Here is a 26,381-nt window from a genome sequence, read left to right on the forward strand (position 1 = left end):
ACGCCCTCGACGAGTAAATACAGGATGGCGTTGAGAATCTCCCATAAATCCACGCTTCGCGGACGGCCACCGGGCTTGGCGGCGGGCAGTAAATCACTCAGAAGTTCGTACTGGGCTCGGGTTAAGTCGCTGGGGTAGTCTTTACTCATAGCCTCACTCCGGCGTTGCTGACATTCATCTGCAACCTACACGGAGTGAGCTTTTTTACTCAAGCCCTAACTTTTCAAACACCCTCTAAGCAATTCCGCAGCGGTAGTGGAAGAGATATTGCCGAACTGCCCGCGCAAACTTAGATTGATCAAATCGTTTAAAAACCACCTACGATCGCTGCAAAGCCAGCACCTGCTCTGAGGTCATGGGTTCGGCAGTCATGGTGTAAAGCACACCCTCCCGCACGGAGACAAGATTTAAGTAGTATTCGGCCTCGCCGGGCTTGCTGACGGCATACACCCGCACCCCCGAGTCAATCGATAACACTTCACCCGTGACGTTGCTCACGGTGTAGCCCTGGGACTCTAGCCGCGCTTGCAGATCGCCTGCGGCACTGCGCCAGCTGCTGCTGACGGGGCTTCGCCAGCAGTCGGCCAGCCCTTCACAGGCGGCCCGGGCACCATCTAAATGGGGAAAGTTGGCGTAGAGAGCGGGAGGTGGCGGTTCGTCGGCAGCAGAGGACTCGGGGGGGGTAAAAGGCGCAGGCTCGGGGGCCGCTGCCACGGGCTGAGGCTGGGATGGTGCCGCCTCAGACTGAGCGGTGGGAATAGGCGCAGTCGGGGCCTGGGGGGCAGTTTGGGGGGCAGGTGCAGCAGGCGCACTTGCCACAGGCGCTGCCGGAACGACGGCGGTCGGAGCCTCGACGGTAGACTTGGGAAGCACCGTGACGGCCACATCATCGAGTGGTGGCGACGCTTCGGCTAAATCTTCTACCAGCGCAGGGGTCTGGTTTGAGCTGGGCACGACCATGGCCAACAGGGCACCGTGGGCGGCGAGGGAAGCGATCGCACATATCGCCCCCAGCCAAGACCGCGATCGCCCCTTGGGTTGTGGCGCGGATTCTGGCGCGGGGCGGCTTAGGGAAAATGGTGGGGTAGTGAGTCTGGGAGTCATTGTCGAAAGGTTGCGATCGCAGATGCGGTTAAGCTAACAGGACTTATTCCTCATTGGTTATTCTAAAGCTATTTTTTCCTGGCCTCAAGCCCTTGTGGCCAGGGCAATGCTGCATTAGCAGAGGGGGCGACCTACGGCAAGGGTATTGAAACTATTTGCCCCAGTGCCCAGCTTAAATGCGGCATTATCAGGAGAAGGTCGCAATAAGCGATACAATGCAATCTGATTTCTAAACGTCTGAGGTTTCTCAGCGGTTTAATTTTTTTGAGGTAATGCCCTATGAAATTAGGAAGACGCGCATTTTTGGGGGCTAGTGCCGCCGCCACCGCCGTAGCCGCGGGCTATCTGCGCCAGCGCCCCGCCAGTGCCCAGTTTGGCTTTGGCCGTGGCCCCGTGGTCAATCTCTATTCTTCCCGCCACTATGACACCGACGACCAGCTCTACGATGGCTTCCGGGAAGCCACGGGCATTCGCGTCAACGTGGTTGAGGCCGAGGCCGACCAGCTGATCGAGCGCATCAAGAGCGAAGGGCAAAACAGCCCCGCCGACATTCTCATGACCGTCGATGCCGGTCGCCTGTGGCGCGCCGAGCAAGAAGACATGTTCCAGCCGGTCACCTCCTCGGTGCTGAGCGAGGCGATTCCCGAAAATCTGCGCCACCCCGACGGGCTGTGGTTTGGCCTCACCCAGCGGGCGCGGGTGATTGTCTACAACAAAGACACCGTAGACCCGTCTGAGCTATCGACCTACGAAGACCTGGCCGACCCCAAATGGCGCGGTCGCATTCTTGTGCGCAGCTCGACCAATATCTACAACCAGTCGCTGGTGGGCTCAATGATTGCCGCCCACGGGGCCGAAGAGACCGAAGAGTGGGCGCGGGGCCTGGTGGCCAACCTGGCCCGCGACCCCGAAGGGGGCGACACCGACCAAATCAAGGCCGCTGCCGCTGGGCTGGGCGACATTGCGATCGCCAACACCTACTACTTCGCCCGCCTGGTCAAGTCTGACAGTGCTGAAGACCAGGCGGTGGCCAACGCGCTAGGCGTGTTTTTCCCCAACCAGGGCGATGGCCCCAACGGGCGCGGCACCCATGTCAACATCAGCGGGGCTGGGGTAGTGAAGACAGCGCCAAATGCTGAGGCCGCTGTGCAGTTTCTAGAATACCTGGCCAGCCCCGAGGCCCAGGAGATTTTTGCCCAGAGCAACAACGAGTACCCCGTAGTTGAGGGTGTTGCGGTTGACTCGGTGGTGGCAGGCTTCGGCGAATTTAAAGCCGACCCCCTCAACGCCGCTGTCTTTGGCAGCAACAACCCCGAGGCCCTGCGCATCACCGATCGCGCCGGCTGGGCCTAAGGGGTCTCGCTTTAGGGGTCGGGTGCCTAGCTGTGTTCTGGAGGCTTGGCTTCTAGGTCAGCAGGCACCCGACTCCTAATAGAGGCTTTTTTAGATGCTTTTCTTGCACTTACCCTGGCTCAAGAAGGAAGACTTGCTCACCTAACGGCATCCTCCTTTTCATACACCTGAAACGACTTGCAGTCGGCTCTAGTCAGTCGAGCACCGCCTAGCAAAGACGAATATATTTCCATATAAGAATCTGACGGCGCCTCAAATAAAATACGCTCTTTTGCGTAGACAATGCGCTCAAAACGGCAAACGGCGGCATTCATAACGCGAATGACCTGAGTGTTGGCTGTATTGTTAATGTAGTAGCAGAGAATGAGCGGCAGATCTTGGGCTGACGATTCTGCTGTCAAAAGGGAAAGCATATAAGGCATATTTTTAGCGAATGTAGATTCGTGGATAAAAAATGGGCATTTAAAAACTGCCTACAACCGTCCCATAGAATCGTTTAACTAAACGTTCAATTTGTATGAGATGCATGAGAATGTATAAAAATTTAAGGCTGACCTAGATCACACCGCCCGCAAGTCGGTTTCATTGAGCAGTACGGTGGTTTCTCCGCCAATTCGGCCAAAATCGGGCTCTGGCCCCAGAGTCATCTCGACAATATAGGTCCAGGTCTCAGATTCGTACTTGAAGCTCTTTATAGAGCCTTCGCCACCCAAAAAGCATACGTACTGGGCATGGCAAAACTTAGGAGACCCGATAAATATCTCAGGCATAGGCATTGCCCCCATAATTTTGCTACACAGGCACGTTAGGTAATTTTATAGGGCGGCATCATCTCTAGAATCTAGGCCAAGCTAATTTCAGCAGTCTGGTGTTTTTCCCAAGTTTTATGATTAGCCACCCAATCTTGAATATGGGGCTGAAAAAACGTTTTCGATAGGTGAACTAAATTCCAGACTTCATCGACTAAAGATTCGACATCAAAGGGTTTTAGCAGATGAGATTCAGCATTGGCGATAAAATCTTGGGCAAAACTGGCTCGGCAGTAGGCAGAGGCAAGCAGAATAGGGATGATATGGCTACGACTTAGGGAAACAGCCCTGATCTGGTGAATCAATGGCCAAATGTCTTCATCCATAATTCTGATTTCGCAAACCAAAATATCTGGGGTGAAGCTATCTAGGAGGGTTAGGGCATCGGCAACAAATTCGGTGGTTGTTACCGTTGCACCGTAGCTCTCAAACAAAATTTTGCAGAGATACCGGCTATCGGCATCGTTATCTACCACAAAAATCTGCATATCTTTGAGAATAGCAGGGTTGGACAGAGGCTGATGTATGTTTGACATGTTAGTAGCACCGCTAAAATAACTGTCTGACTTGCAAAAACCGCTTTGAGACTCTGTCTAGACTAGGTCGTAAACGTAACGCTTCCCTCCAGGATGGGCATAGTTTGATAGCAATGACCACAGCGCCAGTACAGCTGGTTTGCCTGGATATGGCGCAGTAAAATATGCGAGCAGCAGGGGCATAACTGTCTGCCCCCTACGGCTCGTTTCTGATCGATTGAGCCGGGTTGCCAGCATTGTTGAAGCATAGAAAAAGCTGGCCGTACCGCTGTAAAAATCATAAAATCTGGATGCAAATTGCCTGTCGGTGGCTTACTGCAATGCCTGAATCAGGTAATCAAAGTAAGTGCCTACGTCACTGGCATCTTCTGCTGACAGCAGTGCCATGGTTACAGACTTCATGGCGCGCACGCTTTCGGCTACGGCCTCTAGGGGGGTGCCGAGAGAACTGTACATTTGGCGCACCCCAATGACGCCAATATTTTCAATGGGGGTTGTTTCTCCAGCCGCTACACCGTAGGTAACGAGGCGCAGGTAGTAGTCCATATCGCGGAGGCAAGTGGCGGTCATTTCGGTGCCGTAGGCGTTGCCGCCTGGGGCGACTAAGCTGGGGCGAGTTTTAAACAGCTGATTGGCAGCCTGCTTAATGATGCGATCGCGCCCTTCCCCCAGAGCCTTAACCAGTTGCAGGCGGCGATCGCCACTGGCCACAAAAAGTTTGATCTGATCGACCTCCCCAGGGGTGAGGTAGCGACAGTCGGCGTCGGCCTGGGTAATTAACGTTTGGATAATGCTCATTGGGATAATTAGCCATTGGGTTTCACGATCTTTGTCTTCACCTTAGAAAATCGCTGGTTTATTTCCTGAATGAATTGATTAAGTAAGATACGAAATGCAAGTCAGCCGAGGAAAAAGACGGCGCGATCGCCCCCAGTCATTTTGCAAGTCGAGGCTAGCTGCCCTGACTGCTGATGCCATCGGTTGTCCGCCCCGTCATTTCGTCAGGATGGATGCGGTAAAGGGCCATTTCCTCTGCCCGGCCCCAGGCGTCTATCCAGGTGCGATTAATGGCGGGCGACAGAGCTGGGTTGCGGGTTTTAACAAATTCCATCACGCGATCGATATCGCCCTGTTCTGTGATGTGCTCGGCCCGGCCTGTCACCGTAACGCTGCGCCAGTGCTGAAGGTTTTGGACATCTTCAACCTGCAAGCACACCTCTGGGTTGACATCCATATATTTAGTTTTCATCCCCACCGTGGTGAAGATATAAATAGCTGGCTCGTCAAAATAGTAGTGCATCGGCACCACGTAGGGATGCCCCTCAAGGGCGCAGCCTAGATGGCCATGGCCCACTTCTCGCAGCAGTTCATTGATCTCTTTTGTGCTCATCTCATCGATATCTAACACAGATTTTTTCCTTGATGATTACTTGATGATTAGAGGATTGGAGTCGATGCTTTATGCAGAGAGCATTAACCAAACGGCCCGGCTAATGACGGCCTCAATCGACGAGCGTAGGTTGGCAAAGCGAAGGAAAACTCCCGAGCATTCAGGCTAGTTCAGCCATGGGCCATTACAGTGCAGCGATCCCCGCCTGGGGTGCCCGCGCCTTTTCTAAAGAGAGCTGTGGTTTGCCCGTGTAAACCGAGTTGAGTAGCACATCAAGCACCAGGGCCTGGCGGGCGCTGGCAATGGCCCGGTGGGTAATCAACTCGCCCACATTGAGAATGACCTCATCCTGCTGACCCAAAATAACGCGGGTGACGGGCCGCCCCAGGGCATGTTTAATTTGCTGGTCTTCGATCGCCCGGGTGCTGCGCTGCTGAAGGGCAATGGTGGTCTCTTGCACCTGGCTCCAAAGGCTCCTAGCTCCAGCTTGGAACTGATCGGCGGCGGTGGTGCTCTGAAGGCGATCGCTCGCGGCAGTCATGGCGCTATCGGTGCGCTGGGCAGCACCGGCAGACAGCCCGACGGCCTCTAGCAGCAGGCGATCGCGGTGGTGAGCCTTGGCCCGGTCAATCACCTGGGGGGTGACAATTTGGCCCGGTGCCGCCAAGATTGAGCCCGCTTCGGTGCGCACCAGGTGCCGCACCCGCCTGCCCCGAGCCTGCTCGACGGTTAACCCAGCCACCGCCTGCTCAACCCGCGCCCCTAAGGGTACTGACCAACTGCCCCCAGCAGCTCGGTAGAGGTCATCTAAAACGCCAAGGGCTTCGGCAGCATCGGCAATTTCGTGGGTGATGGTTTGCCCTTGCAAGGCCAGCAGACTGCCGGTGGGGGTAATCACATCGCGCTCCAGAGTGCTGCCCGTGACGTAGGCTTTTTGCCCCGCCGGGTCGATAATGGCGTTGGTCAGCGTGTGGGTGGTGGCGCGGCTGAGGCCGTGAAGCTGAGTTTCGGCGACCGCGGCGGTTGCCAGAGCTTTTTCGCTGGCGTAGTGACCCAGATTTTGGAAGTGCTCGTTGGTGAGCTGGGCCGTCTCTTGGACGCGATCGCCCACAGTTTGACCCAGTTCTTGCAGGCGATCGCCCGTCACCTGGGCGCTGGATTGGACGCGATCGCTCACCGTCTGCATAGCCCCCCTCAACCCGCCCACCTGCTCTTCCATCAGCTGGGCCGTCTGGCTGGGCACAAAGGCCACATCGCGGCCAATCTTGAGGGTTTGGATGGCGGGCACAAAGGAGCGCCCCGAGTAGGCATCGGCAAACAGCCCCCCCGACACCTCGTAGCCCTCTACCTGGCCGGTAGTCTCATCAAAATAGAGGTCCACGATCACCCCCAGATTGCGGCCATCCAGGGTCAAAATGCGGGTGCCCCTGAGAATCGTGTTGTGGTCAAGGATTTGTCTGACGGCGGGGAGACAGCTATCCGGCCCGTTGGTCTCCCTACGCCAGTTTTTGACGATCGCCTCCTGGGAGGCAGTAATCACCGCATCGGTGCCGATCGCCTGCACATCGCTGAGCAGCAGCACCTGGGCAGGCCTAAACCAGCCCGCCTCCTGCACCAAAAACCCCAGCAGTTGATGGCTCTCTTGGTCAAAAATTAAGTCTTCAACCACGTCAAACTTTTTGCCATCGTCGTAGGAGACAACGGGCTTGCCGATAACGTCTCTACCTTTAAACATGATCTAAAAAATCCTTTTATTAAACGAACTATCTTTTCCCTGTTTGAAGAGGTGCCTTAGGGAAAATTTTGACTCAGGCAAAGCGGGGGATCGGATCTATTCCATGGGCTCCCTTGCTTGCGGCTAAAATTTGCCGTGGAGATCTCAGCTGTCCTCCCTAAAAAGGAGTGATGGCTGAGGCTAATCGATCTTGTCATTATTAAGCGGTAGAGAAGATCGCTCATTTAGCGATCGCTCTCCGCCAAAACTGGGTATCACGTCGATCACACCGAGGTATTCGAGCGACCCGGCAGCGGCGATCGCGGCGATCAAAACCAGCGTCACATACCAGCTATTATTTGACTGTTTCCCAATCAGGCGCGGCATAATTTTATCTCCATCAGCAGGGTCACGGTTGACGAATTTACTGATTTTGGTTACTGGTTAAATCATGCCGCAGCGACGATTGAACTGCGGTCTAAGCCAGGGTTTGAATCGGTTGATTTGTCTAAGAACGTAGCAATTTCCTTTAATTACCCTGCCATTCTCGGTCTTCCAGTTCGTTTTGGGGTAGCAGCAGGGTAGCCTCAATTTCCTGGCGAATGCTGGCCGTGACTTCGCAGTTGCTATTCAAACAATCCACCAGCAGCTGATTGGCGTCGTAGTAGCGCTTGAGCACCTGCTCTTGCTCAGGGCTAAACTGCCAGGGGTGATGAATGTTGCGGTACTGGGCAATGGAGTCTTTGAGTTGGTTAACCCAGGCTGGGTAGTTGTCTTGCCACCAGCTTTGCAGCCGCTCTTGGCCCTGGTGAGAGGCGGGCAGCTGGTCCTTGAGCTGTTGCAGCGATTTATAAAATCCAGCGTCGAGCACCATCACCAAAATGTTGTTGAGCGCCTCGCTACAGGCATTGGCGTAGGCAAAATCTTGGCTGTGGTCAATGGCAAACTCTAGCAGCAGGTTTTCTAGGGCCGCATCTAAAAAGATGCCCTGATCTAGGGTGCTGGCCAGGGCAAACTGGTCGGCGGTGTGGGGGCTTTGGGCCAGGGCTAGGTAAAACGCGCGGGTCGTAGCCAGCTTAGGCTCAGCGGGAATCGTCTGAGATTTTTGGCTGGCCCACATTAAAAAGTTTTGCAGATGGGGGTCTTGGGCCACCAGGGCATCAATTTCCTGCTTCATGAGCTGCACCAGGGAGTCGGCGCTGCGCAGCATGGCGGCGGTGAGCAAAAACACCTCGTGCCAGTGGGGGTCGGTAATGTGGCTAACTAGCCCGCCCAGAGCCTGCTCTAGGGCACTCAGGTTGTGGGTAGCAACGATCTTTCGCGCCGTCAGATATTCTTGAAACGCCAGATAAGAGAAGGAAAAAATGCCTCGGGCGCGCTCGATTAGCAGCCCGTGCTGGGCCTCGATCGCCTTGAGCATCGCCTCACTTTCTAGCTGAAGCTCCTCGGGTTCTAGGGTCGCCCCCGGCAAATTTTGGAGGTAATCTTCGATGTATTGTTCAATAATGCGCTGCTCAAAAAAGTACTGCCCCTGCTCAAAGGTGACGGCGGCTAGCTGACTCAGCAGCTTCATTTTTTGGGGCAGCAAAAACCCGCGATAGACATCGTCGCGCTCTACGCCTTTGGTTTCATCCCACTTGCCCAGCAGCAGATCTAGCCCCTGCTTATAAAACGCCGTGCGCTTGCTGGGAAACCGCCCTTCCCCCTGAAACACCCAGCAGGCGAGATGGAGAAAGAGCGGCGTGACCACCAGCTGGCGAAACTGCCAGTTTTCGGGCAGGTCGAGTCTGGCGACAAACTCTGCGGCCTGGGTTTGGCCCAGGGGTCTTGCGGTTCTGCCCAGGGCCACAAACCACTTTTGGGCAAAGGTGGCGATTTGAGCCTGGCTAAAGGGGGCGATTTCGACATCGGTAAAGCCCCGCAGCGCCAGCTTTTGGGCAGCGGTGCGGCAGGATACCACAAACCGATTGCGGTGATATTTGTCTGAAAAGGCGCGAATTTCGCGAATCACAGCGGTGATGTCCTGGTTGAGCACTTCATCCATGCCGTCCATTAGCACCAGCATGCGCCCCTCGTTCAGCAGGGTTTCCAGCTGGGCGGGGCTGGTGAGGCCAGCGGGAATCAGGCTCTGGTGAATGGTGTTAAACAGGCTGAAGTCATTCTGATGACGGCAGGCTTCGGCAAACTCTCGCAGGGCAATAAAGATGGGCACCTGCTCTGGGGCAAATTCGCCGTTGTTGCACTGCACGGCCAGGTGCTGCAAAAAGGTGGTTTTGCCCACCCCCGGCTTGCCCAGCACCCGCAGCTTGCCGTGGATTTTTACCGCCTCAAGGCCGGGTATTTGCGGGTAGTCAATATCTCCTAGCCCGACTCGGTCAAACTCGTTGGGGGCGAGGTTGTTGAGGTCGGTCACCTCGAGCCACTGCTGGTTGGCGACGGCTTCTAAAATATTGACATCCACATAGATGTCGTCAATGTTGACGGGGTGGCTGATGTCGAGCAGCTGCAGAATGCCGCACTGGTGCTGAATGGTGTCTCGGTGCTGCGATCGCACCTCATCCACCAGTTCATCTACGGTCATTGGGTGCGGCTCAAGGCTCTCGCCGGGGTCTAAAAAATCGGCGGGCGGATCTTTGGCAACCTCTCGCCACTCAATATCGAGCACCTGGCAAATTTCCATAAAAATCTGCCGGTCTACGGGCTGGCCGGTGAACAGTCGCCAAATTGGCTGTCGGGTCTTGAGGTTGACCTCAGCTGCTAGGTTGTCTTGGGTCCACCCCTTGAGGGCGAACGCGCGTTTGGCCCGCTGAATACCAGCGGGGGACGCCCGAAGTGATCGCTTGACCATGAAATAAACGGATTATCTTAAACGGCGGACAAAATTAAAAAGCAGGCATTTTATATGGGCATCATACTAACGCCTTTTGTTTGAATGCAAGGAGCGCTAGATAACAAATCTGAGCAGACCAGGCGCTTTAAACCGGCGTTGGCAACCTTGACTGGTCAAGCTCCACCCTCATCGGGCTGGGCGGGCTTGACCAGATATTTGGGCGACTCACCATAGCCCTGCCGGTAGTAAAACCGATGGGCCTGCTCCCGGCGGCTGTGGCAGTGCACTTCGATGCGATCGCACCCCCGCGCCTGGGCTAAAGCGCTGGCCGCCATTTCCAGCGCTGTGCCCACCCCCTGCCCCCGCGCCTCGGGGTCAACGCAAAAATAGCTGATGCGGCAAAAATCCCCCGGCAGCGCCAGCTGCGGAATAAAGTGCAGCGAGATGAACCCAATAACGGCATCCTGTTCCACAGCGACCAGCAGCGCGGCATCGGCATGGGTGAGCTGCCGCTGAAGACCTTGGGCAACAAACTCGGGGGTGACGGGGTAGTCGAGGGCGATGAGCAGGGCTGCGATCGCAACGCTGTCTGTCACCTCGCCGGGTCTAATCTGCATAGGCGATCGCGTTCGGCAACGCAATGCACAGGCTCTACTTTAGAGGCCACCACGACACCTTATCGCGGGTGGCCCCGTACACTTCCTTCAGCCCCTCGGGGTCAACCACCTGCACCTGGTCATTGGCCGCCTCGGCGGTTTTGCTGCTCTTGATATAGCCCGCCTTAGTCAGCCCCTTTAAGACCTGCTCGACGGTGCGGTGGTTGAGCTGGCAGGCGCGGGCAATTAGGTCGATGGGCAGGTCAAAGCAGTAGCTGGGGGTGCTGCCCCGACTCGGCTGGCTGCCCAGGCTGCGCTCTTGGTAGATCAAGGCCCGCAGCAGTGCCGCCACCGCCTGGGGGGGATAGGTGCTGCAATTGAGCAGGTGGTACTGAAACTTTTCGCGCAGCTCAAATAAAAGTGAGTAGCGATCGCGAAAGCTTTCATGCTGGTCGTACAGCGACTGCACCACCGCGATCGGCACCTTAATTACGTCAGTGGTTTTGTAGGCCTCCACCAGGCTAGGAAACGCCCGCACCACCGGCCCAAACCCCACCGGCAAATTGCGCATGCCAAAACAGGCCCCGGGGTAGGTCATGGCAATTACCCGGTCGAGCGGAGTGCTGCGCATGATTACCGGGCCGCCCTCAACCACCACGTAGAGATGTTCTAACCAGGTCTGCGGACGAAAGGCCGTATACACCGGCCGGTTAGAGTACAGCTTTTCCATGACCAAGACATCGGGATCTACCCCGTTGAGCAGGTCTTTACCCTCCATGCCCAGAAACAAAAAACTCTTCGTGGTCAAAGTTTCGACGGCATCGGTCGCCGAAACCTGGCCTTTTTGCCTTGCCATACTGCGCTACAGGTTCGTTACCCCGCCATTGTCCCTCGAAAATCACGCTTGCTCAAGAATTCTTGACTGCAATCTCAAACAACGTGCGATCGCATTGAACGCTGCAGCTACGGCACGGCTGAACTGACCGTGGCCTGTGGAACAGTGAACGAAAATTCCCACCATCCACCACCGCAAGGTTTAGGAGTTTTTGGGGGAAAGAAAATACCCCAGGTTAGGGGCGCAGGGCCTGCGCCATCGAGAAGCATCAAAATTCTCGGGTATTTTCGCTACCAAAATTGTTCTCAGTAGCCGTCGTCGGCCTCAGTGTTGAACCACAGATCGGCCTCTAGCTCCACCAAATCGAGCAGCGCCTCGTGAATCGTGCCCGCCCGGCCCTCAATCGCCAGGTCAAACCAGCCGTCCTCCTCGCCGTTGGCTCCTAGCAGGGCACCCAAAATATTCACCTTCAGCCCGTAGCGGTTGATCAGGTTAGAGATCACCGGGTCAGGGTGGCGCGCCTTCGGAATGCGGATTTTTACCTCGGTGTGAATCAGACTTTCAGGGTTCTTAAGGTGCAGAGCCTCAAGACCGTAGTCGGGAGAAACAGATGACATTGAGAACCTCCTGGAACGTAAGGTATGAGGTTTGGAGATTGGGCAATCGGTTTGATTGACCTCTTGCCATCAACCCTATGGATCAATGGCCCCGATGCTGAATGCCAGCACTGCGTTCTAGCAGATACTTCAGCACCAGGGTAACTACCGCCAAACAGGCCAGCAACAGGGCGGCGGTGTAGGCGGCCTGGGTGTTGTACTGCACGTGGGCTTCTTCAATAAACAGGGGCAGAGTTTGAGTTTTGCCCACAATATTGCCCGACACCACCGCCACCGCGCCAAACTCCCCCATAGCCCGGGCGTTGCAGAGAATCAAACCGTAGAGCAAGCTCCACTTAATCGACGGCAGCGTGACCCGCCAGAAGGTCTGCCAGGGGGTGGCCCCCAGGGTGGCGGCGGCCTCCTCTTGCTGGGTGCCCGCTTCTTCAAGGGCGGGCAGCACCTCGCGGGCAATAAAGGGCATGGTGACAAAAATAGTGGCCATCACAATCCCCGGCAGCGCAAAAATGATCTTGATACCGCTGGCATCGAGCAGTGGCCCAAACCAGCCCCGGTTGCCAAACAGCAGCACCAGCATCAGACCCGCCACCACGGGCGAGATCGAGAAGGGCAGGTCGATGATGCTGATTAGGAGCGATCGCCCCGGAAAATTTTTGTTAGCCAAAGACAGCGCCGCGCAGAGCCCAAACACCGTGTTCAGCGGCACCGTAATCGCCGTCGCAATCACCGTCAGCTTCACCGCATTCAAAAAGAACTTGCTGGTGAAGGTATCGACTAACCCAGGCAGCCCCGCCTTAAGCGCCTGAATAAACACGTTGAGAGCTGGCACCAGCAAAATCAGCGCCAGGTAGCCAAACACAAAGGCCACCAGCAGCCACTTACCCCACTGAAACCGCCTCGCATCCTGGGGCTTGGCCCCGGCGTCAATGGATTGCTTTAAGGACAAATCAGCCATAGAAGCGCCTCCCGCGAGCCTGAATCAGGTTAATCACCAACAACACCGCCAAAGAAATCAGCAGCAGCACCGTGCCAATCACCGTGGCCCCGGCGTAGTCAAACTGCTCTAGGCGCTGAATAATTAGCACTGGCGCAATTAAATCTTGAAAAGGAATATTGCCCGCAATAATCACCACCGAGCCGTACTCGCCCACCGCTCGCGAAAAGCCCATGGCCACCCCGGTGAGAATCGCAGGCATCAGCGGCGGCAAAATCACCCGCCAAAAGGTCTGCCACCGGGAAGCCCCCATCGACCAGGCAGCCTCTTCCATTTCCGACTCCAGATCTTGCAGCACCGGCTGCACCGTCCGCACCGCAAAGGGCAGCGAAATAAAGATCATCGCCACCAGCACCCCCAAGCGGGTGAAGGAAACCTTGATGCCAAAGGGTTCTAGAAAGCCGCCGATCGCGCCGTTGGTGCTGTAGATGGTCGAGAGGGTTAAACCGGCCACCGCCGTTGGCAGGGCAAAAGGCAGGTCGATGATGGCGTCTAAAAACCGCTTCCCCGGAAACTCGTAGCGCACCAGCACCCAGGCAATAATCAGTCCGGCAAAGCCGTTGATGATGCCCGCCACCAGCGCCGTAAAAAAGGTGACGTTGTAGGTCGAAATGGCCACTGGGTCAGTGGCAATGCGCCAAATCTCCGCCGGGTTGAGGGTCAGCGCCTTGAGCAGGAGGGCTGCGATCGGCAAAAACAAGAACAGAGTGAGATAGAGCCAAGTGACCCGCCAGGGCCAAGAGGCATGGAGAATTGGGTACCAGAAGCCCTGGAATGAAGGTGGCGATGAAGTCATGGGTGCAAAGAAAATAGGTCGATTGGTCAATCCCCAACAGTTCTCACCGCAGCCTTCTCTACAACAGGATCGGGCTGCGGTGAGGAGAGTCATCTACTTGCCGACCTTAGATTGAACCTGGTCAAAGATGGCTCCATCAGCAAAAAATTTTTGGTCGATTGCTTCCCAGCCGCCCAGGTCGGCAATGGTAAATAGGGTGGTAATTTTGGGGAACTGATCGGCATACTTTTCACCTACCAAGGGATCTGCTGGGCGGAAGCCCACCTTGGCAAATTCCGCTTGGGCTTCTGGGGTAAACAGAAACTCTACAAACGCCTCGGCCACCTCGCGGGTACCGTGCTTATCCACATTGGCATCGACCACGGCAATGGGGTTGTCAATGGAAATATTCACATCGGGAACGATGTAGGGCAGCTCTTCACCATTTTGGGCGGCCAGCAGCACCTCGTTTTCGTAGTTGATCAGCACATCGCCCTGGCCCCGAGTGAAAAACACGTCGGTGGATTCCCGCGCATCTTTGGGCAGCACCGGCACGTTCTGATAGATCTGGGTGACAAAGTCGAGGGCAGCAGCGTCATCGCTGCCGGTTTGGGTTAGAGAGCCCCAGGCCCCGAGAAAGTTCCACTTGGCTCCGCCGGAGGTTTTGGGGTTGGCGGTCACCACCTGCACGTCGTCGCGGGCCAGGTCTTCCCAATCCTGAATATTTTTGGGGTTGCCCTCGCGGGTCACAAGCACCGCCACCGACTTGTGCACGATCGCATTGTTGGGCGCTTCGCTTTCCCAGCCGGGTTCAATCAGGCCCCCCGCCTCAATTTTCTGGGTGTCTCCGGCCAGGGCCAAGGCGACCACATCGGCCTCCAGACCGTCGAGCACCGCCCGAGTTTGGGAACCTGAGCCCCCGTAGCTCTGGTTGAAGGTAACTTCTTGCCCGGTTTCGGCCTGCCACTGCTCGACAAATTTAGGAATGATTTGCTCGTAGGCGGCCTGGGTCACGGCATAGGAAACCAGGGTGAGTTCTACGGGGCCAGCGGCGGCGGTGGTCGCTTCGCTGTTGCTGGCTTCGGGGGAGGTGGTGCTACCGCAGGCGACCAGAGTGCCCGCCAGCCCCAAACCAGCCATAAACAAAACTGCCGATCGCCGCGAAATATAGCGTTGAGATGATGTCATGGGTAGCTCTCCAAAGAATCTCCGGTATCTCGATAGGGTTTTCGAGGATTACGCTTACGGACTGTATCACAAAATTTTTGACTTAGATTCAAAATGAAATCAAATTCATTTGCATATTTTATTTGAATCAGATCAGCCCGATTTTTGAATGAGTTGCATTTTTATTGAGGGTGGGGTAGCGTGATGTGACGCTGGATCTCGGTCGGTGGGCGATCGCCCCTAGAGAACTGAGGCACACCCTGCCCTGCCGCCTAGATTTAGGTTCAAGCTGATGGGAAAAGCAGCACCGCTTCGCTCAGCTTCGGTGCCGCGTCTTAGTTGAAGCACACTGTCGATTTTGGAAAACACCCGTGGGAATTCGAGTAGACAACGTTTCAAAACGGTTTGGGGATTTTCAGGCCCTTGAGCCCATCAATCTCGACATCAAGAGTGGTTCGCTAGTGGCCCTACTGGGGCCATCGGGGTCGGGTAAATCGACCCTGCTGCGGGTAATTGCCGGTTTAGAACAGCCCGATACCGGCAGAATCTACATTTCGGCCCAAGACGCCACCGACAAAACGGTGCAAGATCGCCAGGTGGGTTTTGTGTTTCAGCACTACGCGCTGTTTAAGCACCTGACGGTGCGCAAAAATGTGGCCTTTGCCCTAGAGCTGCAAAAGTGGCCAAAGGATCGCATCAAAAATCGGGTCGATACGCTGCTGGATCTAGTGCAGCTAGAGGGGTTGGGCGATCGCTATCCCTCCCAGCTCTCAGGCGGGCAGCGGCAGCGGGTGGCCCTGGCGCGGGCTCTCGCCGTTGAGCCCCAGGTGCTGCTGCTCGACGAGCCCTTCGGAGCCCTCGATGCCAAGGTGCGCAAAGACCTGCGCGCCTGGCTGCGCCGCCTCCACAACGATGTGCATGTCACCACCGTCTTCGTCACCCACGACCAGGAAGAGGCGATGGAAATTGCCGACGAAATCGTGGTGATGAGCCAGGGACGGGTCGAGCAAGTGGGCTCGTCGGCGGAGATTTACGAAAATCCCGCCACACCTTTTGTGATGAGCTTTATCGGCGCAGTCAACGTGCTCTCCCCCGACAGCACCTGGAAGTCGCTTCACCGCGACGCCCCCACCCATGGGGAGGTGTTTCTGCGGCCCCACGACATTGAGATCTTCACCGACCATAGCAATGGCAGCGTCGCCGCCACGGTGAACCACATCATTCACCTGGGCTGGACGATTCGCATCGAGCTTACCCTCGACAACGGCCATCCCATTACTGCCCACATCAACCGCGAGCAGTATCGCGATCTGGGCCTTGAGACGGGGCAAACGGTGTACCTGCGGGCCAAGCTGATTCGCAGCTTTGCCCCTGCGCCGGGCTATGCGCCGTCGGTAGCTTAGCACCGCAAAGACCGGCCTCAATCGGAGATTAAAGCCGCGAGGCGTCGAAGTTCACTCATTTGGTTGGCAGATTAAACGTTCGAACCTGCCAACGTTTTAGCGAGCATCCTAGCCTCTCTAACCTCTGAATAGACGTTAAGCCCGTTCAGCCCAGCGGTATACCAGCCGGGGAGCCTCAATATAGTGTCATAGTGGTTTTGGCGTTCCCGAGCCGGGGGCCAAGACGTAAGCAGGTAGGCGGGCAATGGGGTTAGCAGGTATAGATCTGGGGATGGCGGTCAGCGGGGTGGCGCAGCTAGCGTCGCCGGGGCCAATTATCTTTCAGCTGGGGCCATTGGCCATTCGCTGGTACGGGGTGCTAATTGCGATCGCCCTGGCTTTGGGCATTACCCTGGCCCAAAAGCTGGCCCAGCGGCGCGGGCTCGACCCCGATGCGATCGCCGACCTGTCGATCTGGCTGGTGCTGGGAGCCTTGCCCGCCGCCCGGCTCTACTACGTCGCCTTCGAGTGGGATCGCTACGCCGACAACCCGCTGAGTGCCTTCGCCATCTGGCAGGGGGGCATTGCCATCCACGGGGCGATCTTGGGCGGTATGCTGGCGGCGCTGCTGTTTGCCCGCCTGAATCGACTGTCGTTTTGGGCACTGGCAGACGTGGTGGCCCCGGCGCTGGTGCTGGGCCAGGCCATTGGTCGCTGGGGCAATTTCTTTAACTCCGAGGCCTTTGGCGGCCCGACCGATCTGCCCTGGCGAGTTTACATTCCCCCCGCCCAGCGCCCGCCAGGGCTAGGGGCGGTGGAATATTACCACCCCACCTTTCTTTACGAATCGCTGTGGAATTTGGGGGTGTTTGCCCTAGTGATGTGGCTGTTTTTTTGGGGTCTGCGCCATCCCAATCGCCTAAAGACAGGCACACTCTTTTTGGTCTACTTCGCCACCTACAGCCTGGGTCGCCTTTGGATCGAGGGCCTGCGCCTCGACAGCCTGATGCTGGGGCCGTTGCGCATTGCTCAGGTAGTGAGTCTGACGGGCATTGCGCTGGGGGTAGCTGGGCTGCTGTGGCTGTACGTGGGGCGGCGATCGCTGCCCGATGTGGTCAAAGGCGGCTAGGCCCCGATCGCGCTCGGGTAGAGTCGCTGAGCCTGTCGCTGCTTCAGCACCCCCACCAGGTGCTGGGTCGAGAAGGGCTTGAGAAAAATGTCTTGGGCAGGCACCAGGGAGCGCAGGTTGAAGCCACCGACGCAGTAATCCTGGGCCAGCACGATCACCTCAGACCGCCGCCGATCCACCGCCGCCACCAGGGGAATCAGATCGGCCTGAAAGTGGTCGGCATCGAGCAAAATCTGGTCGAAGGTGGCCTGCCGCATGGCCTCCACCACCGCGTGGGGGCTAGGGGCCACCGTGGGCCACCAGCCCTGACGGCACAGCGCTTTTTCGAGCAGGGCGGCCAGCCGCAGACGGTTGGCGGTGACCAAAATGCGGGGCGATCGCGGCCCTGGGCCATCACCAGTTAGCTGCCGATGGGGCACCAGGGCTAAGGTACGGCCTAGGTATGTCATAACTAAACCACCTCCTATGGGCAGACCTCGCGGTCTGCGGCGTTCTCCCCCAGTGTGCAAGCCAAAAGTAACACCAGGGTTTCGGCGGCAGCGCGCTAGGGGCTCTTGGGAAACTGGCGGGGCGGTGTCGCCAGCGGTAGCCGAATCTCAAACTGCGTGCCCACCTGGGGCTGGCTGCTCACCTGGATTTGCCCTCCGTGGAGGGCAATGATTTGCTGCACGATGGCCAGACCGAGGCCAACGCCGCCCGACTGGCGCGATCGCTCCGGGCTGACTCGGTAAAAGCGCTCAAAAATGTGGGGCAGGTCGGCAGCGGCAATGCCAATGCCCGAATCTTCTACGCGCAGCACGACCCAGCGGTGCTGCACTTCGCCGCGCAGGGCAACGGTGCCGCCCGCCGGGGTATAGCGCTGGGCATTGTCCAACAGATTGATCACCGCCTGGCGCAGCAGGTCGGGTTCGGCCCGCAGCCACAGGGGCGCGGGCGGCAGGGTGGCCGTAAAGGTGAAGTTTTGGGCCGCCATGGAAACGCTGTAGTCGGCCACCAGCGGGGTGAGGATGGCCACCAAATCGACGGGTGGCCCCACCTGCCAGGGCTGCTGACCCTGGTGGCGGGCCAAAAACAGCAGCCGTCCCACCAGGGTGCTCATGCCCTCGCCCACTTCAGAAATGGTTTGCAGGCAGGCGGTTTGCTCCTGGGGCGAGGTAGGCTCCATCAGGCCGAGTTGGGCGTGGCTGACGATCGCCGCCAATGGGGCACGCAGCTCGTGGGAAGCATCGGCGGTAAACTGCTGCAATCGCTTGTAGGCGGCGCGAATGGGCTGCATGGCCATGCCCCCTAGCCCCCAGCCCACGGCGGCGATCGCCCCCAGGGCCGCCGGTACCCCCAGGGCCAAAAACCAGCGCAGATTTTGCAGGGGCTGCACCACCGGGTCGAGCCCGACAGCCACCTGGAGATAGCCCAAAATTTGCCCATTGCGGTACACCGGCAGGGTGAGCTGCCGTAGCTGACGAGCTGAAGCCGGGTCTAAAACTGTCTGAAAACCCAGGTCATCCTCCAGCGTGGGCGGCGGGATTGGCCCCATAAACTGCATCAGGTTTTTTTCGGGGGTATACCAGCGGGCCATGACGATGCTGGTGTCGATGCGAATGGCGTCGCTGCCCAGCAGGGGCGCATCTTCGAGATCGATGCGGCGGCGGTCGCCGTGGCTGATTTCCTCGACCCCTGAGGAGATCACCTGGCCGGTGGCGTAGAGGGCCTGGTCGAAGGTGCGGAGGCGATCGCGGGCTTCGCGGGCGTAGAGCAACCCGGCAAACAGCACCAAAATGCCACCCATCGACAGGGTAAACCAGCGGGCCAAACTGAGGCGACTGCGCTCAAACATTGGGCTCCTGGGCGGGCTTGGCCAACCGATACCCCATGCCGTAGATGGTTTGCAGCCAGGCGTCAGCGCCCACGGTCTGCAATCGCTGGCGCAGCCGGTGTACCAGCATGGCCACCGCCTTGCTTTCGGGGGCCATATCCCAGGCCCATAGCGCCTGCTCGATCTGGTCGCGGGTCAGCACCTGTTGGGGATGGCGCAGCAGGTATTCCATCAGCTGAAACTCGCGCCCTGAGAGCTGCACCGAGCCCTGGGGGCAGTCCAAAATCAGGGTGTTGAGGTCGAGGACAAGATCGTCTAGGGTGAGGCGATCGCCCAGCCACAGCGGCGACCTGCGCCCCAAGGCCCGCACCCGCGCCAAGAATTCGCTGAGATTTACCGGCTTCACCAGGTAGTCGTCGGCCCCGGCATCGAGCCCCATAACCTTGTCTACGGTGGTGTCTTTGGCGGTGAGCAAAAGTACCGGAGCGGTCTTGCCCAGGCGACGGTAGCCCTGGCACAGCTCTAGGCCGCTCACCTGGGGCAGCATCCAGTCAAGCACCAGCAGATCGTAGGGGCGATCGCCCATCAGCGTTTGCGCCGTCAGACCATCCGCCACCGCATCGACCCGATGGTTGGCTTTCATCAATACCTGCTGAAGCGGGTGAAGCTGCGCCAGATCGTCTTCAACCAGTAGAATCTTCATCGAAGGCGGTTCTCCTGGGCCAGCCCGGTCGTCAAGTTACTTACTTTAAAGCCAGCCATGCCCCTGCACCACCTCCAGCGCTACCTGAAAATTGGCCTGGGGTTTGTCGCCCCTCTGGTGCTCACCGGTGGGGCGGTGTGGGGGGGCAGCGGTTGGTTCACCGGTCGCGTGCTGAGCCAAACCTACGGCGGCGATCGCCAGATCGACACCACCGGTGCCCAGCCCGTAACCGTCTCCTTTGATGTCACCGTGCTCGCCTTCGATGCCGAAATTGACCTCCAGTCTCAAGTGACCGAAATTAGCGTGCGCACCAGCGGCTCGTCGCTGCAAGAAATGGAGTTTGAGTACCCCCTGGTGGAGTATGCCGCCATCGAGCAAGCCCTAGCCGACGACCTGGGCCTCCAGCCCGCCGATGTGCGCGCCCTAATTCGCTACCGCATCGACTAGCTAAAAAAACACCCTGGAAATCTCGCTGAGATTTCCAGGGTGCAGTAGGGGAAGTGACGATTGACTAATGGCCAGGAACTACTGCGGTGGGGCACTGCCTTCAAGAGCGCAGCCGCCCGGCCCCCGGCCTCTTCCCATGTTGCTGCGCAGGGCCTCCTGGAGATCGGTTTCGCTGACGCCCAGTTCGGCGGCGGCGGCAGCCAGGTCAGGACGGGCGGGCGGTTCAGCGGGCAGGCCCAGAGCGGCTTTGAGGTCGGATTCACTGACGCCCAGCTGGGTGGCGGCGGTCGCCAGTCTTTGACCGCGATCGCCATCCCTGCCGCTGCGCAGAGCTTCCTGTAGATCAGTTTCACTCACCCCCAGCTCAGCGGCGGCGGTCGCCAGGTCAGGGCGCGACGGCGGTTCGGTAGGAATGCCCAGGGCGGCTCTCAGATCGGCTTCGCTTACGCCTAGATCGGCCGCCGCGTTGGCCAGCCCTTCCCCGTGACCTCGGCCCCGGCCCTCGGGCCGCTGACCGGGCTCGGTCGGGGTGGCTTCGGGCTGAGGGGGTTGACCCTGGGTGGTTTGGCTAAAGGCGGCCAGGCTCAGGCCGCCCACCAGGGCGGCGGCCAGGCCAGCGGTCAGTAGTGAACGATGCATTGCCATGGATAATTTGCTCCGGTGATTGAGGTTGACGATTTCTATTAAGCCTGGGCACTATGGCAAAACCATGGCCGCCAAATTACAGCTTTGTCATTTTTGCGAGCCCCTAGCGGTGCTAGGTTGTGAGCATCTATGAACGTTTTATTAGTCGAAGACGAGGCCAAAATTGCCAGTTTTGTGGCCCAGGGGCTGCAAGAACAGGGCTTTGTGGTGGATACCTGCCCCAACGGCACCGAAGGCTATGCCCTGGCCACCGATCGCACCTACGACGTGGTGCTGCTCGACATCATGGTGCCAGGGATGGATGGGTTGGCCATTCTCAAGGCGCTGCGGGGGGCGGGCTACGCCGTGCCGGTAATTTTAATCACCGCCCGCAACGAGCTAGATGATCGCCTGGCCGGGCTAAATCTGGGGGCCGACGACTACATCGCCAAGCCCTTTTATGTCGAAGAACTGGTGGCCCGCATGCACGCGGTGGTGCGGCGCAGCAGCGGCGAACGGCAGAATTTTTTGGCCGCTGGCCCCCTGCGCCTCGATCGCATCACCCGCGAAGTCACCTGCGGCGGGCAGCAGGTTGAGCTGACGGCGCGGGAGTTTAACCTGCTGGAATATTTGATGCGATCGCCCGGCCGAGTGCTAACCCGCACCCAAATTTTGGAGCATGTCTGGGGCTACGACTTTAACCCCAGCACCAACGTCGTCGATGTGGCCATTCAGCGGCTGCGCAAAAAGCTCGACCCCCTAGACGCTGCCCATTGGATCGAGAGCGTGCGCGGGGTGGGCTACCGCTTTCGCCCGCCAGCAGAGAGCACCCGAGGGGAACATCCGTGATGCGATCGCCGCTTCCCAAACTCTCCCTGCGGCTGCGGCTGGCGCTGTGGTCTGCGGCTTTAGCCGGGGGAGCGCTACTGGGGTTTGCGCTGCTGTCGAGCTGGCTGATCTACCAGGCCAAGCTCGACAGCCTCGACGCCCGCTTGGAGCGCATTACTCCCCTGGGTCGGCCCGGCGATCGCGGTGAACTGCCCGATCGCCCCGCCATCCCCCCCAACCCAGAATCAGCCCTGGCCCAAGACCTGGGCCTGCCCGCCGATGCCGAGGTAGGGCTGTTACTGGTGGGCCGCACGGGGGAAGTGGTTTACCAGTCGCCCCAGTGGCCCAGCGCGATCGCCCGGATTTCCCCAGGCCCCGACCCAACCCAGGGGCGGCGGGGGCCGCGTCGATTGATGACGGTGCGAACGCCCGACGGGCCTTGGCGCGTGGTGGTGCGGGCTACGCCTGTGGGTCAGCTGGCGATCGCCGCCAACCTCGACGCGCTCCGCCAGGAGATGGCGACCCTGCGACGTATCTACGCCCTCACCATCCCGGGGTTGCTGCTGGTGATTGGAGGCGGTGCCTGGGCGATCGCAGGTCAGGCGCTGCGGCCCGTGCGCCAGCTCAGCCAGAGTATTAACCAGGTGACGGCTCAGGGGCTGCACCAGCGGGTGCCCACCGACCCCGACCCCGAGTTTGCGCCGCTCATTGCCGCCTTCAACGCCATGCTAGAGCGGTTAGAGCGTAGCTTTCAGCAGGCGTCTCGCTTCAGCGGCGATGCCGCCCACGAGCTGAAGACGCCCCTCACTATTCTCCAGGGCGAGCTAGAGCGGGCCATTCAGCAGGTTGAAACCGGCTCGGCAGCCCAGCAAACCCTCAGCCAACTGCTCGACCAGGTGCGCCACCTGAGCGGCATTGTGCGCAAACTCCTGCTGCTGTCGCTGGCCGATGCCGGGCAGATGAGCATTCAGCGCCAGCCCGTCGATTTCAGCGCCCTGGTGCACGATCAGCTGGAGGATCTCTCCCTACTGGCCCCCGATCTGACGGTGACGGCTGAAATTGAGCCGGGGCTGGCGGTGATGGGCGATCGCGACCTGCTGGCCCAGCTAATCCAGAACCTGATCACCAACGCCGCCAAGTACAACCTGCCCCAGGGCTGGGTGCGGGTGGCCGTCAACCGGGTTGATTCCCAAGTGCAGCTCACATTGACCAACGCCACCACGCCCCTCACCGCCACCGAGGCCAGTCACCTGTTCGATCGCTTCTACCGGGGCGCGCCTGCCCGCGCCCATCAAACCGAAGGGCTGGGCCTCGGCCTCAGCCTGGCCCGCGAGATCGCCCGCGCCCACGGCGGCGATCTGGTGCTGGCCCCCAGCCCCGCAGGTGAAGCCCGATTTAACCTACACCTGCCTAATACCCAGTCCGCTGCCAAACTTAAAAATTAGGGATCCCCTGGGTTGGGTGCAACCCAGGGCAACTCAACAAATCCCGCCGCTGCTGGATTCCGCCAGTGCTTCACCCAGCCTACAAACCCAAGACTGGAGAAAGCGATCGGCGATCTTGCTCGAAGGAAAGAGAAATATTAGAGTTATGTAAACAACTGTTAACAAAGGTATAGACTAAATTAAGGAAAATACTTCACTATTGGCTTTACCTTGGGCCAGCGGTGGGTCGCCTTCGTCGTTGTCACTTTTCATGTTCTTACGGCAAGCCAGTATGAGACACGCGCTAAACATTTTAATCATTTGTGTAGTAAGCCTCTGCGCCTGGCTGCCTATGGCACCGGCCCTGGCCTACGACAACCCCGAGCTTTTGCCCGATACCCAGACCGCCATTATTGACCTGGCCAAGTCACTCAGCGCCCGCCAAGAAGAAAACCTCGACTCTAAACTCAACGACTTTGAAGCCGAAACCGGCTGGAAGCTGCGGGTGCTGACCCAGTACGACCAGACACCGGGCCGCGCCGTCAAAGACTTTTGGGGCTTAGACGATCGCAGCATTATGCTGGTGGCCGACCCGCGCGGCGGCAACCTGCTCAATTTCAGCGTGGGCGACGCCGTCTACGACCTGCTGCCCCGCACCTTTTGGATCGAGCTGCAAACCCGCTACGGCAACCAGTTCTTTGTGCGCGAAAACGGCGAAGACAACTCCATTCTCAGCGCCCTAGAATCCATCCAGGGCTGTTTGCGCCAGGGGGGCTGCTACGTGGTGCCCGGTCTGCCCCAAGAGCAGTGGGTGCTAACGCTAATCACCTCCGTCGTGGGCGGCGTGATCTGCGGTTTTGCCGCCCACCCCCGCAAGCCCGGTCAGGTGCTAGCCTGGCAATGGGTGCTGATTTTCTCGCCCCTGTGGGGAATTCTGTTCTTTGCCTTTGGTATTGGCCCGGTAGTGACCCGCACCAGCGACTGGCTACCCCTGACGCGTAACATTACGGGCTTTCTGATTGGTGCTTTAGTGGCCTACCTCACACCCATTCTGGGAAATCAGGCCTCCAATTCTGAGACTTAAAAGCGGCGACTCGACTTAGGTAACGCTACTTCATGCGAAGTGGGCATTGTTCTGAAGAATGATGCCCACTTCGCATGAATTACACCGGCTGTGCCGCCATCACGGCATTGACCGTTGACAGCAGCAGCCGGGGGTCGATGGGTTTGCTAACGCAGTCGTTGGCCCCGGCCTTAAAAGCCTGGGCCGTCTGGGCCGGGTTGTCTAGATCTACCAGCGCCAATATTTTTGGCCCCGACGAGCCTGACCCTTGGCGGAGCGTCGTAATAATGTCACAACCGTCGGCGCTGGCGAGGCTGAGGCTGGTAATCATGGCGGCGGGCTGAAGCAGTTCTACCTGGTCGAGCACCCGCGATCCGTCCACAATCCAAATCACCTGGTAGCCGGCAGCGGTGAGCATGTCGCAGATCACGCTGGCGGTTTCTTCGTTATCTTCAACCAGCACAATGCGCCCGACGATAGGCTCAGCCGTTGCCGCCTGATCGGGTTGTGGGGGGTTGGCCAGCCGCTGTAGCGGAATTCTGACCGTAAAGACTGAGCCCTTGCCGGCCTCTGAGCTGACTTTAATCGAGCCGCCGTGGAGCTCGACTAGCTGCTTGGTGAGGGCCAGCCCCAGGCCTGTCCCCGGATGCTCGCGCTGGAGCACATTTTCTAACTGCTGAAATTTTTCAAACAGCAACGACTGGGCGGCGGCAGAAATGCCAATGCCGGTGTCTTGAATTTGAAAGACGGCGTCGTTTTGCTCGCGCCGCACGCGCAGAATGACTTTGCCGCCCCCGTTGGTGAATTTGACGGCATTGCTGAGCAGGTTAGCGAGAATTTGCCGCACCCGCCGGGGGTCGGCAACAAAGGTGTCTTGACCGTTGGGCAGCTTGAGGTCGAGGGCAATGTCGATGTCGTTTTGGGCCGCATCGGTGCGAAAGGCATCGACGCTCTGACGAGATAGTGAGGTGAGAGAAAACTGCCGCACCTCTAGGGCGGTGCGCCCGGCCTCAATTTTTGACACGTCGAGAATGTCGTTAATGACGCGCAGCAGCTGCTCGCCGCTGGTCTGAATGGTGGAGAGGTAGTCGCGCTGGCGGGGGGTGAGCTCGCCCAGCGACCAGCGCAGCAGGGTGGCCGACATGCCAATGATGTAGGTGAGGGGGGTGCGTAGCTCGTGGCTCATGGTGGCCAAAAACTCGGTTTTGGCCCGGTTCGCAGCCTCGGCGGCCACCAGGGCATCCTTCAGGTCTTGGGTGCGTTCGACCACGCAAACCTCCAGATTTTGGGTTTGCCGCTGGAGCTGATGGTAGAGCTGGGCCTGGTTGATGGCGATCGCCAGGTGTTCGGCAATGTGCTGCAAAAACTCGGTTTCCCAGGGTTGCCACTGGCGCAGACTGTCGCACTGGTGCACAATCAGCAGTCCCCAGAGCTGCTGCCCCACCTGAATAGGGGCCACGGCCTTTGACTTGACCTGCATCTGCTTTAGAAAGGTCGCCATGCAGGGGGCATGGGGATAGGCGTGGGCCACATCGTCGATGGCGAGAGGTTTGCCGTGGCGGTAGCGCCGCTCTTGGTTGGGGTAGGCGGGATGATCGTGAAAGCAGAGATCTTCGGTGTAGTGGAGCACCGAGGGAAGGCGATCGCGCGATCGCGCCTCATAGGTGATGTAGCCCCTGGTGCCACCTTCCTGGGATGGACTGGGGGCAGCGCTATCCATCAGCTTTGTCGGGGCGATCGCGGCGGGGTCAAACTGGTAGATCAGCAGCCGGTCGGCCTGGAGAAACTGACGCACCTCGGCCACAGTGGTCTCTAAGATTTCATCCAATTCCAGGCTGCCCTGAATTTTGGTAATCACCTGGTTCAGCAGCAGGCGACGCTCTTGCTGCCGGTCGATTATGGTTTGGGTCGGCACCTCGGCAACGGCATCGCTATAGGCCTGGAGCCAGGCCAGCATAAACTGGCTGAGGGCATTTAACCCGGTGGGAGCCAGGGCGGGGGCCAGTCCCCGCTGATGCAAAAATGCCTCTACGGCCTCGGTTTCGGCGACTAGGCTGACTAAGGTGCGATCGCCCTCCTGAGAGTGCGCAGTCACCACAACCGAAAGCTCTGGCCCCAGCAGGCACCAAAAACTGCTGCCATCAGCGGTGTCGGCAGACAGATTTTCTTCGGTGAGCAGGGTCAGCTGCTGCTGCTGGCAATACTGACGCAAAAACTGCTCCAGCAAAACCAGAGCCGCCTTGGGCAT

Annotated in this window: 28 protein-coding genes; 7 read left to right on the forward strand and 21 right to left on the reverse strand. The window is 58.5% G+C overall.

Translation table 11 applies throughout. From position 1 onward, the window contains the following. Both VB780_RS23625 and VB780_RS23630 read right to left on the reverse strand, forming a co-directional pair. The coding region (locus VB780_RS23625) for a transposase (protein WP_323353722.1) at positions 1–149 on the reverse strand (149 nt) is incomplete at its 3' end. 169 nt (positions 150–318) lie between these two features. After that, positions 319–1,104, reverse strand: coding sequence for a hypothetical protein (locus VB780_RS23630; protein ID WP_323353638.1), 786 nt, complete (start codon positions 1,102–1,104; stop codon positions 319–321). A 279-nt stretch (positions 1,105–1,383) separates the two neighbouring features. Between VB780_RS23630 and VB780_RS23635 the strand changes: the two genes are divergently transcribed. Beyond that, the gene (locus VB780_RS23635; RefSeq protein ID WP_323353639.1) at positions 1,384–2,457 is read left to right on the forward strand and encodes a Fe(3+) ABC transporter substrate-binding protein; all 1,074 of its coding nucleotides are present in this window, start codon (positions 1,384–1,386) and stop codon (positions 2,455–2,457) included. 137 nt (positions 2,458–2,594) lie between these two features. Here the strand turns inward: VB780_RS23635 and VB780_RS23640 are convergent, their stop codons facing one another. From VB780_RS23640 to VB780_RS23705, 14 genes are all read right to left on the reverse strand, one after another. Then, positions 2,595–2,870: a DUF1830 domain-containing protein gene (locus VB780_RS23640; RefSeq protein ID WP_323353640.1), complete on the reverse strand. Its 276-nt coding sequence runs from the start codon at positions 2,868–2,870 to the stop codon at positions 2,595–2,597. Positions 2,871–3,017: 147 nt separating this feature from the next. Next, the gene (locus VB780_RS23645; RefSeq protein ID WP_323353641.1) at positions 3,018–3,227 is read right to left on the reverse strand and encodes a hypothetical protein; all 210 of its coding nucleotides are present in this window, start codon (positions 3,225–3,227) and stop codon (positions 3,018–3,020) included. 71 nt (positions 3,228–3,298) lie between these two features. Further along, positions 3,299–3,754: a response regulator gene (locus VB780_RS23650; RefSeq protein ID WP_323353642.1), complete on the reverse strand. Its 456-nt coding sequence runs from the start codon at positions 3,752–3,754 to the stop codon at positions 3,299–3,301. 360 nt (positions 3,755–4,114) lie between these two features. Beyond that, positions 4,115–4,600, reverse strand: coding sequence for an allophycocyanin (locus VB780_RS23655; RefSeq protein WP_323353643.1), 486 nt, complete (start codon positions 4,598–4,600; stop codon positions 4,115–4,117). Positions 4,601–4,754: 154 nt separating this feature from the next. Further along, positions 4,755–5,192, reverse strand: coding sequence for a pyridoxamine 5'-phosphate oxidase family protein (locus VB780_RS23660; RefSeq protein WP_323353644.1), 438 nt, complete (start codon positions 5,190–5,192; stop codon positions 4,755–4,757). A gap of 184 nt (positions 5,193–5,376) precedes the next feature. Further along, entirely contained in the window at positions 5,377–6,927 is a 1,551-nt protein-coding gene (locus tag VB780_RS23665; protein ID WP_323353645.1) for a PRC-barrel domain-containing protein, read from the reverse strand. A 180-nt stretch (positions 6,928–7,107) separates the two neighbouring features. After that, positions 7,108–7,293, reverse strand: a complete 186-nt coding sequence (locus VB780_RS23670) for a hypothetical protein (protein ID WP_323353646.1) — start codon at positions 7,291–7,293, stop codon at positions 7,108–7,110. A 142-nt stretch (positions 7,294–7,435) separates the two neighbouring features. After that, on the reverse strand, positions 7,436–9,754 hold the full coding sequence (locus tag VB780_RS23675; protein ID WP_323353647.1) for an NACHT domain-containing NTPase: 2,319 nt from the start codon (positions 9,752–9,754) through the stop codon (positions 7,436–7,438). A 155-nt stretch (positions 9,755–9,909) separates the two neighbouring features. Further along, positions 9,910–10,353 (reverse strand): GNAT family N-acetyltransferase, encoded by a 444-nt coding sequence (locus VB780_RS23680; RefSeq protein WP_323353648.1) that lies wholly within the window; start codon positions 10,351–10,353, stop codon positions 9,910–9,912. Positions 10,354–10,387: 34 nt separating this feature from the next. Further along, positions 10,388–11,188: a Crp/Fnr family transcriptional regulator gene (locus VB780_RS23685; RefSeq protein ID WP_323353649.1), complete on the reverse strand. Its 801-nt coding sequence runs from the start codon at positions 11,186–11,188 to the stop codon at positions 10,388–10,390. A 284-nt stretch (positions 11,189–11,472) separates the two neighbouring features. Then, entirely contained in the window at positions 11,473–11,784 is a 312-nt protein-coding gene (locus tag VB780_RS23690) for an NIL domain-containing protein (protein WP_323353650.1), read from the reverse strand. An 82-nt stretch (positions 11,785–11,866) separates the two neighbouring features. After that, positions 11,867–12,739: a sulfate ABC transporter permease subunit CysW gene (cysW, locus tag VB780_RS23695; protein ID WP_323353651.1), complete on the reverse strand. Its 873-nt coding sequence runs from the start codon at positions 12,737–12,739 to the stop codon at positions 11,867–11,869. Then, positions 12,732–13,574 (reverse strand): sulfate ABC transporter permease subunit CysT, encoded by an 843-nt coding sequence (gene cysT / locus VB780_RS23700; RefSeq protein WP_323353652.1) that lies wholly within the window; start codon positions 13,572–13,574, stop codon positions 12,732–12,734. The genes cysW and cysT overlap by 8 nt, the downstream gene beginning before the upstream one ends. A gap of 93 nt (positions 13,575–13,667) precedes the next feature. Next, on the reverse strand, positions 13,668–14,741 hold the full coding sequence (locus VB780_RS23705; RefSeq protein WP_323353653.1) for a sulfate ABC transporter substrate-binding protein: 1,074 nt from the start codon (positions 14,739–14,741) through the stop codon (positions 13,668–13,670). Between the two features lie 350 nt (positions 14,742–15,091). Between VB780_RS23705 and VB780_RS23710 the strand changes: the two genes are divergently transcribed. Further along, positions 15,092–16,123 carry a sulfate/molybdate ABC transporter ATP-binding protein gene (locus VB780_RS23710; RefSeq protein ID WP_323353654.1) on the forward strand — a complete coding sequence of 344 codons (1,032 nt, stop codon included), beginning with the start codon at positions 15,092–15,094 and terminating at the stop codon, positions 16,121–16,123. Positions 16,124–16,367: 244 nt separating this feature from the next. After that, positions 16,368–17,231, forward strand: coding sequence for a prolipoprotein diacylglyceryl transferase (gene lgt / locus VB780_RS23715; RefSeq protein ID WP_323353655.1), 864 nt, complete (start codon positions 16,368–16,370; stop codon positions 17,229–17,231). Here lgt and VB780_RS23720 read toward each other — a convergent pair. From VB780_RS23720 to VB780_RS23730, 3 genes are all read right to left on the reverse strand, one after another. After that, positions 17,228–17,680 (reverse strand): hypothetical protein, encoded by a 453-nt coding sequence (locus tag VB780_RS23720; RefSeq protein WP_323353656.1) that lies wholly within the window; start codon positions 17,678–17,680, stop codon positions 17,228–17,230. The two genes, lgt and VB780_RS23720, sit on opposite strands and share 4 nt — an antisense overlap. A 95-nt stretch (positions 17,681–17,775) precedes the next feature. After that, positions 17,776–19,065, reverse strand: a complete 1,290-nt coding sequence (locus VB780_RS23725; RefSeq protein WP_323353657.1) for a HAMP domain-containing sensor histidine kinase — start codon at positions 19,063–19,065, stop codon at positions 17,776–17,778. Next, positions 19,058–19,747, reverse strand: coding sequence for a response regulator transcription factor (locus VB780_RS23730; RefSeq protein ID WP_323353658.1), 690 nt, complete (start codon positions 19,745–19,747; stop codon positions 19,058–19,060). The genes VB780_RS23725 and VB780_RS23730 overlap by 8 nt, the downstream gene beginning before the upstream one ends. 57 nt (positions 19,748–19,804) lie before the next feature. On the opposite strand from VB780_RS23730, the gene VB780_RS23735 reads away from it, so the two are divergent. Next, a complete protein-coding gene (locus VB780_RS23735) occupies positions 19,805–20,194 on the forward strand; it encodes a hypothetical protein (RefSeq protein ID WP_323353659.1) in 390 nt (129 codons plus the stop codon). A gap of 78 nt (positions 20,195–20,272) precedes the next feature. Here VB780_RS23735 and VB780_RS23740 read toward each other — a convergent pair whose 3' ends face one another. After that, the gene (locus tag VB780_RS23740) at positions 20,273–20,839 is read right to left on the reverse strand and encodes a hypothetical protein (protein ID WP_323353660.1); all 567 of its coding nucleotides are present in this window, start codon (positions 20,837–20,839) and stop codon (positions 20,273–20,275) included. Between the two features lie 129 nt (positions 20,840–20,968). Between VB780_RS23740 and VB780_RS23745 the strand changes: the two genes are divergently transcribed. From VB780_RS23745 to VB780_RS23755, 3 genes are all read left to right on the forward strand, one after another. After that, positions 20,969–21,667, forward strand: a complete 699-nt coding sequence (locus tag VB780_RS23745; RefSeq protein WP_323353661.1) for a response regulator transcription factor — start codon at positions 20,969–20,971, stop codon at positions 21,665–21,667. Continuing rightward, entirely contained in the window at positions 21,667–23,091 is a 1,425-nt protein-coding gene (locus VB780_RS23750) for an ATP-binding protein (RefSeq protein WP_323353662.1), read from the forward strand. Before VB780_RS23745 ends, VB780_RS23750 begins: the two co-directional genes overlap by 1 nt. Positions 23,092–23,362: 271 nt before the next feature. Further along, positions 23,363–24,154: a TPM domain-containing protein gene (locus VB780_RS23755; RefSeq protein ID WP_323353663.1), complete on the forward strand. Its 792-nt coding sequence runs from the start codon at positions 23,363–23,365 to the stop codon at positions 24,152–24,154. A 79-nt stretch (positions 24,155–24,233) separates the two neighbouring features. Here VB780_RS23755 and VB780_RS23760 read toward each other — a convergent pair whose 3' ends face one another. Next, the gene (locus VB780_RS23760; protein WP_323353664.1) at positions 24,234–26,381 is read right to left on the reverse strand and encodes an ATP-binding protein; all 2,148 of its coding nucleotides are present in this window, start codon (positions 26,379–26,381) and stop codon (positions 24,234–24,236) included.

Origin of the sequence: Leptolyngbya sp. CCNP1308 (genome assembly GCF_034932455.1) — a bacterium.
Lineage (GTDB): Bacteria > Cyanobacteriota > Cyanobacteriia > Phormidesmidales > Phormidesmidaceae > Nodosilinea.